The sequence below is a fragment of the uncultured Roseibium sp. genome (assembly GCF_963675095.2).
Classification (GTDB): domain Bacteria; phylum Pseudomonadota; class Alphaproteobacteria; order Rhizobiales; family Stappiaceae; genus Roseibium.
The window spans coordinates 105,025-114,261 of record NZ_CAXXSJ010000048.1; the positions used below are offsets into that span (position 1 = coordinate 105,025).

The 9,237-nt window shown below is 59.8% G+C and carries 9 protein-coding genes; 7 read left to right on the plus strand and 2 right to left on the minus strand.

The genetic code is table 11. The features are described from left to right. The 4 genes from ABIN98_RS18085 to ABIN98_RS18100 all read left to right on the plus strand — a co-directional run bounded on the left by ABIN98_RS18085 (position 1) and on the right by ABIN98_RS18100 (position 4,659). Positions 1-1,170, plus strand: coding sequence for an FIST N-terminal domain-containing protein (locus tag ABIN98_RS18085; protein ID WP_346911963.1), 1,170 nt, complete (start codon positions 1-3; stop codon positions 1,168-1,170). After that, the gene (locus ABIN98_RS18090) at positions 1,167-3,413 is read left to right on the plus strand and encodes a PAS-domain containing protein (RefSeq protein WP_346911964.1); all 2,247 of its coding nucleotides are present in this window, start codon (positions 1,167-1,169) and stop codon (positions 3,411-3,413) included. Before ABIN98_RS18085 ends, ABIN98_RS18090 begins: the two co-directional genes overlap by 4 nt. 126 nt (positions 3,414-3,539) lie before the next feature. After that, positions 3,540-4,241, plus strand: coding sequence for a hypothetical protein (locus ABIN98_RS18095; RefSeq protein ID WP_346911965.1), 702 nt, complete (start codon positions 3,540-3,542; stop codon positions 4,239-4,241). Between the two features lie 58 nt (positions 4,242-4,299). Continuing rightward, positions 4,300-4,659: a hypothetical protein gene (locus ABIN98_RS18100; RefSeq protein ID WP_346911966.1), complete on the plus strand. Its 360-nt coding sequence runs from the start codon at positions 4,300-4,302 to the stop codon at positions 4,657-4,659. A gap of 55 nt (positions 4,660-4,714) precedes the next feature. Here ABIN98_RS18100 and ABIN98_RS18105 read toward each other — a convergent pair whose 3' ends face one another. Continuing rightward, positions 4,715-5,575: a quinoprotein dehydrogenase-associated SoxYZ-like carrier gene (locus tag ABIN98_RS18105; protein ID WP_346911967.1), complete on the minus strand. Its 861-nt coding sequence runs from the start codon at positions 5,573-5,575 to the stop codon at positions 4,715-4,717. Between the two features lie 185 nt (positions 5,576-5,760). Between ABIN98_RS18105 and ABIN98_RS18110 the strand changes: the two genes are divergently transcribed. Further along, a complete protein-coding gene (locus tag ABIN98_RS18110; protein ID WP_346911968.1) occupies positions 5,761-6,798 on the plus strand; it encodes a quinoprotein relay system zinc metallohydrolase 2 in 1,038 nt (345 codons plus the stop codon). A 32-nt stretch (positions 6,799-6,830) separates the two neighbouring features. Here the strand turns inward: ABIN98_RS18110 and ABIN98_RS18115 are convergent, their stop codons facing one another. Then, on the minus strand, positions 6,831-7,469 hold the full coding sequence (locus ABIN98_RS18115) for a hypothetical protein (RefSeq protein WP_346911969.1): 639 nt from the start codon (positions 7,467-7,469) through the stop codon (positions 6,831-6,833). Between the two features lie 171 nt (positions 7,470-7,640). Here ABIN98_RS18115 and ABIN98_RS18120 point away from each other — a divergent pair, with 171 nt between their 5' ends. Together ABIN98_RS18120 and ABIN98_RS18125 are read left to right on the plus strand one after the other, a co-directional pair. Beyond that, positions 7,641-8,753 (plus strand): S-(hydroxymethyl)glutathione dehydrogenase/class III alcohol dehydrogenase, encoded by a 1,113-nt coding sequence (locus tag ABIN98_RS18120; RefSeq protein ID WP_346911970.1) that lies wholly within the window; start codon positions 7,641-7,643, stop codon positions 8,751-8,753. Positions 8,754-8,766: 13 nt separating this feature from the next. Next, positions 8,767-9,237: alpha/beta hydrolase-fold protein (locus tag ABIN98_RS18125; protein ID WP_346911971.1), on the plus strand; the 471-nt coding region annotated here is incomplete at its 3' end.

Sequence of the window (9,237 nt, forward strand, 5' to 3'; positions counted from 1 at the left end):
ATGAACATCCTGCCGCTCAACAAGTCCGGCCAGCCACTCACGGCCAAGGTCGGGGTATCTCATGCGAGAACCCCGGAAGAGGCCGTTCGCGAAGCGTCCATGGGCTTTGCCACCCATGCGACGTGTTTTGTTCTGGTCTTCGTCCCCGATCATCTCGAGCCGGCCGCGGTCGCGCGGGAAATGGCGAGCCTGCTGCCGTCGACCACCGTTTTCGGCTGCTCTACGGCCGGGCAGATCACGACCCAGGGTTATGAAAACGAGGCCCTGATGATGATCGCCTTCCCGAGGCGGCATTTCCGGTGCTCGTCAACCCTGATCAAGCCGCTGCGGCGTGCCTCCATCGAACGGACGGCCACCCAGGCCCGCATGCTGGCGTCCCGGTTTCCGCACACTGCCAACTGGAAACGGGTTGCGCTCGTTTTTGCCGACGGCCTGTCCAAGCAGGAAGATCTGCTCGTTGCCGCATTGAACGCGGGGCTGGGCGATGTCCCGGTCTTCGGAGGATCCGCCGGACACGGTCTGGCTTTCGACGAGACCTTTGTGCTGCATGAGGGAGAGGCCCATAGCGATGCGGCACTCCTCTTGCTTCTGGAAACGGATCTGTGCTTCCGGGCTCTCGGTTTCGACCATTTCCTGCCGACGTCCAAGCGCATGGTGGTGACGAGGGCCATTCCTGAGGAGCGCCTCGTTGTGGAAATCAACGGTGCGCCGGCAGCTCGCGAATATGCACGCTACGTGGGGTGCCAGGTTTCGGAGTTGTCGCCGAAGGTCTTTGCCGAAAATCCGGTGCTCGTCCGCAACGGAAAGAGCTGGCATGTGCGCGCCATCCAGCAGGTTGCCGACAATGGCGGTCTCTGGTTCCTGTCGGCAATCGATGACGGGCTGGTCCTGACCCTTGGACAGGGCACAGAGATCCTGGAAACGCTGGAAACCGGTCTCGATGTCAGGTGCAGCAAGGGAGACAGCCCGGATTTCATCCTCGGCTTCGATTGTTACCTGAGACGGCTTGAAATCGAACAGAACGACCTGGTCGAAGATGCATCCGATGTCCTGTGTAAGCATCGTGTCTTCGGCTTCAACACCTACGGCGAACAGCATCTCGGTGTTCATGTGAACCAGACTTTCGTGGGTGTGGCGTTTTATCCGCCGACAGGGGACATGTTGTTTTGATCGATCCGAGCGAACCTCTGGAACAGCAGGTCGAGCGTCAGGAAAAGATCATCGAGGCGCTCATCCAGCGTGCCAGCCGGGAGCACGACGTGGGCAGTTCGGCCTATTCCCTGTTCCAGTCGGCCATCACCCTGCAAGGCGAGGTCTGGGAAAAGACCAGGGATCTGGAAAAGGCGCTCGATACGCTCGGCCGTGCCAGCAGCCAGCTGAAGATTGCCGAATACGCGCGCGAGCAGACCGAACGCAATCTCGCGGATGCGCTGGATTCGATGGAAGGCGGCTTTGCGCTCTTCACCGAAGGCAGGCTGGAAATCTGCAACGACCAGTTCAAGGCCATGGTGCCCGACATCGCCGAAGGAATCCTCGCGGGTCTGGATATCGGCGACTATTTCGAGGCCCTGCGGTTGAGCAAGGACGTGGTTTCCCGCGCGACGTCGGAAAACGGGGCGGACCGGAGGTCCGTCCGGTCGGGGAACGGCATCAACACGACCTATCCGTCCGTTGTGGGCCTGCGAAACGACCGTTGGTTTCAGATCACTCATAAAACAGCGTCGTCGAGCAAGATCGTGCTTCTTTCGACCGAGATCACCAGCATCGTCCGGCAAAACCGTCTGGAAAAGGACCGGTTGATCGACGAACAGGCGGTCTTTCTGCAAGGCGCATTCGATCATATGACACAGGGCGTGTGTACCTTTTCCGCCGAAGGCACATTGCTCATCCATAACGAGCGTTTCCGGGAGCTTCTCCGGCTGCCGATGTCTCTCGTGCGCAAGGGAACGGCCTTCAACCAGACCCTGGAATTTATCGTCAAGCACAAGCTCCTGGAGAGCATGACGCCGGGAGAGGAACTCGACAATTGGGTGGCGACCGTTCGCGCCGGACAGGGGCTGGAGAAGAAGGTGCGCCATATCAGTGGCGACATACTGAACATTCGGGTTCATGGCCTGCCCGACCGGGGGTTCATCATGAATGTGATGGACATTACCGCTGAAACGCAGACGACGGCTTTGCTTGAACAGCGGGTCCGGGAGCGGACACTGGAACTGACCCAGGCGAACGAGCGCTTGCGCCGGCAGAATGAAGAGCAGGCAATCGTCGACGAACAGTTGCGGCTTGCGAAGGAACAGGCCGAGGAGGCGATGTCGTCGAAGACGAAGTTTTTCGCCGCTGCCAGTCACGACCTGCTACAGCCAATCAATGCGGCAAAGCTGCTGATCTCGACCATGAGCGAAGGCGCTCAGGATACGCCCCTGGCCGACAATGTGTTGCGTCTGGAACGGTCCTTCAACTCGATCGAATCCCTGCTTCATGCGCTGCTCGATATTTCACGGTTGGAATCGACCGGGACGGAAATGACCGTTACCAGCTTCTGCATCGGCGACCTGCTGAATTCAGTCAAGGAAGACTACACGCAGCTGGCGGAGGAAAAGGATATCCGCCTCGACGTCGTTCCCTGCAGTCTCTGGGTTTCAAGCGACCAGCGCTACCTGTTGCGCTCGCTCCAGAACCTGGTGGTCAATGCCATCCAGTATACCGAGAAAGGGCGTGTGTTGGCCGGGTGCCGCCGGAAAGGCGCGGAAGTGGTCCTGGAGGTCTGGGACACCGGGGTCGGTATCTCCATGGAGGATCAGCAGCGGATTTTTTCTGAATTCACAAGAGCATCGTCGAATGGAGGCGGCTTCGGGATGGGGCTTGGTCTGTCCATTGTCGATCGCGCCTGCCGCCGGCTGGGACATCAGGTGGTCGTGCAATCCGAACCGGGCACGGGGTCCGTTTTCTCGATCACGCTTCCCGTTGTCGCCGCTCTGGATCAGCAAGGCAGCCGGGAGACCGATGACCCGCATGCCCTGCCTGAAGATATGGATCTGATCGTCCTGATCATCGAAAACAATCCGGACGTGTTGTTTGCAACCGCCCGGAAAATCGAAAGCTGGGGCGGCAGCGTTCTGACCGCCGCGTCTACCGATGAGGCCCTGGAGCAGGTCCGTGAAATCGGCATGGCGCCTGACATTATTCTGGCCGACTACCAGCTTGATGGGGACGATAACGGGATCAAGACGATCCTGGCCGTCCGGCAGGAAACAGGCACGGAGGTTCCGGCCATCATGATTACCGCCAGCCGGGAGGAGACACTGACGGAGGACAGCCGGCGTCATAATTTCACGGTCTTGACCAAGCCGGTGAAATTGTCCCGGCTGCGTCCGCTCATCGACTGGAAGACGCGTCGGCTGGCGCAGGTGTAAATGTGCGGCAAAACGCAGACAAAAGTCTGCAGTGACAGACCGGGAGAGCCGGATAGGCTTTCATCAGGGGCGGCCCGGATCATCAAGGTCCGAGAGACGGTCCGGTAATGGCACTGGGAGGAAGCCATGGTTCGATTTCAGGTGAGGCGGAAACAGGCCCTCGGTCTGTTCGTGGCCTGGCTGGTCCTCGTCGGAATGACGGCGCCGGGCTTTGCTGCCGAGGTCTACGACCTACTTTTCAAGATGGGCACGCTCGATGGTGTTTCCCGGACGTCGGTTCTCGATTATGAGCGCCAGGTTTCTGCCCGGGACAACAAGGAGCTTTCCGCCCGGGAGAGCGGAACCATCAGCCTGAGTTTCGGGCCGGATGAAATGGCCGAACTGCAATTCAGGCAGGGAGACAAGCACCGCACCCTCGGGTCTTTTCCGGCGACGGTCGGCAATCCGATGATCATGTATTTTGTCGAAACCGTTATCAGGGATATGGCGAGCACAGCGGGCGGCAGCCCGTACTATATTCGCAACCGGGTCAAAGCGGCGCTGGTGAAAAAGGTACCGATCCGCGAAGAGACCATCCGGGTCAACGGACATGACATCCCGGCGCGCTCGGTCACCTTGTATCCGTTCGAAGGCGATCCCAATCGGGATAGAATGCGTGGCTTTGAGGACCTTGCGCTGACGATCACCATGTCGGACCAGGTGCCCGGCTGGTATTACGAGCTAAAGGCGGAAACCGGAGGGGAAAAGGGCGCGGACACGGCCCAAAAGGGCGAAGTGCCGGTTTATTCAAGCTCGATCGTGCTTGCCTCATCGGAGGCTTTGCAGTGAGCGGCCGTAAATCAACCGATCTTGCTTCCATCTCTGGCGGACAGAAGGAGTGCGAAAAATGCGCGCTGTAATCCTGACCGCGCTCATCGTACTTGCGGTCTGTGCGACCGGTCAGGCGCAGGCGCAAAGCGCTGCCGACCGGCTTAACGACTACCCCACGGAAGCCCGGGCCGACTACGTGTTCGGGTGCATGGCGACAAACGGGCGAAGCAGCGATGTGCTTCGCCGCTGCGCCTGCTCGATCGACGTGATTGCGTCCATCGTCCCTTACGACAAATACGTGGAAGCGGAGACCGTTCTTTCGCTGCAGCAAGTGGGCGGTGAGCGCATGTCCATCTTCCGTACGACGGCGATGGCAAAGGAGCTGGTCGCGAGCGTGCGCCGGGCCCAGGCCGAAGCGGATATCCTCTGTTTCTAGAGCAAAGTCACGTGAACACGGACGATACCGTTCCCGAGCCAGGTCTGGGGTGACTTTAGCTTGCCGGTTCCTTCGGGATGGTTTTGTTCCAGACATTGCCTTCCGTGTCCTCCACGCGGACGTTGAGCGCCTTTGCGCCGTTGTCCGTGTAGGCAAAGCGGATGACCGGATTTTCCGAAAGGGAAATGCCGCCATTGACGGTAAACAGCAGTTCGTCGCCCTGCTTTACCTCGATCTGGTCGACGAAATGAGAGGGGATGAACAGCTGGGTCATCTGGTTGCGCTGCAGGCCGGAATAATTTGGATGCCGGATCATGAGCTGGGCTTCGCGGCGTGTGCTCGCCGACTCGTTTGCCGGGGTGAAGTATTTGACCCGGATCTGACCCATGGTTGACAGGGCAACCTCCGGATCTTTCGTGGCCGGCGCCGAACAGCCGCCGGATGCCTTGACGAAACGCCCGGTCATCACCGGCCCTTCCGCGGTATGGGCGATCAGACGCACGTTGGAATATTGATTGACGCGGACACGCAGCTCGAGATCGAGCGGGTGCATGGCCGGCCCGAAGGTCATTTCAGCGGCAACCGGCGCCGGGTTTTCGTCGATGACCAGCTTGACGCTGTCAATTGCAGGAGCTGTTGGCCCTGGCTGCTTTATGCTGATCGGAACCGTTGCCGCGTCATGGGCTCGGTAGGGGGCAGCAAGATCGACAATCCCGTCGGCTCTTGCCGGATCCTTGTCGCCGACGATGTCAGCGCGCAGGTCCATCCAGCTACCTTTGTCTGTGAGGGGATTGCCCTGTTCGGTTTCCTCTGCCGCATTTGCCTGCTCGACGACCGAAGGCATTGCCAGCGGTAAAGCGACTGCCAGGGCGAAGAGCGTCCCTGAGCGGAATGTGAATTTTTGAAGAGCCGTCATATCAAGTCAGCGCCCTGTTTCGCGATCCCCAGGAACGGAAATGATATCACGTAACGTCATCCCCACGAACCGAGCCTTTAGGATGTATTGCCTGACGGGATCGGGATTGGGATCGTGGCCGGACCCTGAAAACCGGATTGCCCCGATGGGCATGGGTCCGGAACTGCGCGGGATCCCATCGATCCATGTTCGAGATTGTCGTCACCCTCTGTCTCATGACGGAACCGGACATATGCCGGCAGCAACTCGCGCCGGGTTTCGAAACGAGTGCGCGCGCAGACTGTGAGGCGGTGCTTACGGGCGACACTATCCGGAACCGGATGCAGATGGCCGACGGGCTCGTTTTCCGGGAAACCCATTGTCGACCGATGGCCGACGGCCTTCAGCTGACGGAGATCGCGGATAATATCTTCGTCCATCTCGGCAGGATTGCCGAAGCCGATCCGGCCAATCTCGGTGATGTGTCCAATATCGGTGTGATCATCGGGGAAACCTCGATTGCTGTTATCGATACCGGGGGCTCTCGGGCCGTCGGAGAGGCGCTTTACAGGGCGATCCGCCAGCGCAGTTCTCTGCCGATCAGCCATGTGATCCTGACCCATGTTCATCCGGATCACATATTCGGCGCTTCTGTCTTTGCGGAGACGGGGGCGAAAGTCGACGGTCATCCGGATCTGCATCGTGCACTTCTGGATCGGGAACAGTCCTATCTGACCGGATTTGAGGACCTGATCGGCCGGCGTGGCTTTCTGGGGACCTGGCCGGTCCGGCCTGAAACGGCTCCCCAGGAGATCGACCTTGGAGGTCGGGTGCTGACGCTCAATATCTGGCCGGCAGCGCATACGACGACGGATCTCACGGTTATGGATTCGGCGACGGGCACGCTGTTTGCCGGCGATCTCATTTTTCACCGGCACATGCCGGCGCTCGACGGATCATTGAAAGGCTGGCTTCGCGTTCTGGAGTTGTTGCCGGACCTGAAACCTTCCCGGATCGTGCCAGGTCATGGCGGGCCGGTTCTGACCATGGAGGAGGCACTGATGCCCATGCGCCGGTATCTGGGCGTGCTGGAAGCCGATACGCGTCAGGCGTTGGAGAATGGAGAGCGGCTCGGCGAGGCCGTCAATCATGTGGGGAAGAGCGAAACGGATGCGTGGGAGCTGTTCGATCTCTTCAATACGCGGAATGCGACGGAGGCCTATACCGAACTTGAGTGGGAGTAACGTCCCAAGCCGGTTCGGCCTTTCGGCGCGGTTTATTCGGGCGCGTGCTTCATCAGGATCTGGGCCAGTGCATAAAGCCGCTTTTCGATCAGGACCGGCGTCTCGCAGACATATGTCAGCGATCTGGAGCGGTCCTCGTAAACCCTCTGGTCCCAGTCGAGTTCCTCTTCCAGCTTGTCGACCTTGTCGAAGTCCGGTTCGCTCGCGGCCATCAGAGCGTCCATTTTGCTCCGGGTCGCATCGATTTTCTCCGACAGCACGATTTGCTTCTCGGAATAGCGTCCGATGCCGGTGATGATCTTGTGCCGGGTCTTGCCGAGGCGGTCGAAGACGTCGGCGAAGATTTTGCCCATGAGGTCCGCCGTCACATCCGGATGATCTTTAACAAAGGCCGCAACGAGCTTGTCAGCATCTTCCAGGGAAACGCGCCTGAGCTCGAGCTTGCCGGCAAGTTCCTGCGCATCCGGCGGTAATTCGGCCTGGTTCCCGCTATCGGCATTGTCCGGCAGGGGGATGGGCCACATCAGCGCAAGAGAGAGCTTCTCAACCTTCCGTTGCTGGCAGGGCCATGTCGGGTCGTCGAATGTGGCCGCTTCGGCGAAGTGCGAAGAATTCGCGGCCAGGAATACAGACGTAAGTATTAAAAACGGTGCGTATAAATATTTCCGCATGATGACATACCTCCCAGTCTGAAAGGTTATCTGGTCTCGAAGTTTTGTCCATGTCGAAAAACACACACTAAGGTCGCAATTGCTCGAGGAGTCCGTCCACTTATAGTCGAAGGATAACGTCCGCCCGTGCGTGAAATGATGGCGGATCCGGGACAATGTGGAGACTGTTTTATGCAGACACGTGCAGCCATCGCAGTTGCAGCAGGCAAGCCGCTCGAAGTGACGACCGTCAACCTGGAAGGCCCCAAGGCTTTTGAAGTCCTGGTTGAAATAAAGGCCACAGGTATCTGTCATACTGATGAGTTCACGCTTTCGGGTGCGGACCCGGAAGGTCTGTTTCCGGCGATCCTCGGCCATGAAGGTGCCGGTGTCGTCGTGGAAGTCGGCCCGGGTGTCACGACCCTGAAGCCGGGCGACCACGTCATTCCGCTCTACACGCCCGAATGCCGGACCTGCGAATACTGCCTCAACCCGAAGACCAACCTGTGCCAGTCGATCCGCGTCACCCAGGGCCAGGGCCTGATGCCGGACGGCTCCTCACGCTTTACCACGCTCGATGGCGACCCGATCCTGCACTACATGGGCACCTCGACCTTCTCCAACTACACGGTGGTGCCGGAGATCGCGCTGGCGAAGATCCGTGAGGACGCACCGTTCGACAAGGTCTGCTACATCGGCTGCGGCGTGACCACGGGCATTGGTGCCGTGATCAACACCGCCAAGGTGGAAATCGGGTCGCGCGCGGTCGTTTTCGGCCTGGGCGGCATCGGCCTCAACGTGATCCAGGGCCTGCGCCTTGCGGGTGCGGACCAGATCGTCGGTGTCGACCTGAACCCGGACAAGAAGGCGATGGCGGAACGTTTCGGCATGACCGACTTCGTCAACCCGAAGGAGGTCGAGGGCGACCTGGTGCCTTATCTGGTCAACCTGACCAAGGGCGGGGCCGACTACACCTTCGACGCCACCGGCAATGTCGGCGTGATGCGGACCGCGCTCGAGTGCGCTCACAAGGGCTGGGGCGAATCCATCATCATCGGTGTCGCTGCGGCGGGTGCGGAGATCTCCACCCGTCCGTTCCAGCTGGTCACCGGCCGGTCCTGGCGCGGCACGGCCTTCGGCGGTGCGCGCGGTCGCACCGATGTGCCGAAGATCGTCGACTGGTACATGGACGGCAAGATCGAGATCGATCCGATGATCACCCACACCATGCCGCTGGAAGACATCAACAAGGGCTTCGACCTGATGCACGCCGGCGAGTCGATCCGCTCCGTCGTGCTTTACTGAGGACGGGCCAGGAATGGAAATCGTCTCTGAAAATCGGTGTTTCGGCGGAGTACAGACGGTCTATCGGCACAGATCGGAGGTCTGCGGTGTCGACATGACCTTCGCTGTCTTCCTGCCCCCGCAGGCCGAGGATGGACCGGTTCCGTGCCTGTGGTACCTGTCCGGACTGACCTGTACCCATGAAAACGCGATGACCAAAGCCGGACTCCAGGCCCATGCCGCCGGGCATGGTCTGGCGCTGGTCTTCCCGGACACCAGTCCTCGCGGTGAGGGGGTTGCGGATGACGAGGCTTATGATCTCGGGCAGGGGGCCGGGTTTTATGTGAATGCGACCAAGGCGCCCTGGAATACGCATTTCAGGATGTATGACTACGTCATCGGCGAATTGCGGACCCTGCTGGACGACCGGCTGCCGTTGACAGGCCGTCATGGCATTACCGGCCATTCCATGGGAGGCCATGGCGCGCTGATGATCGCCCTGCGC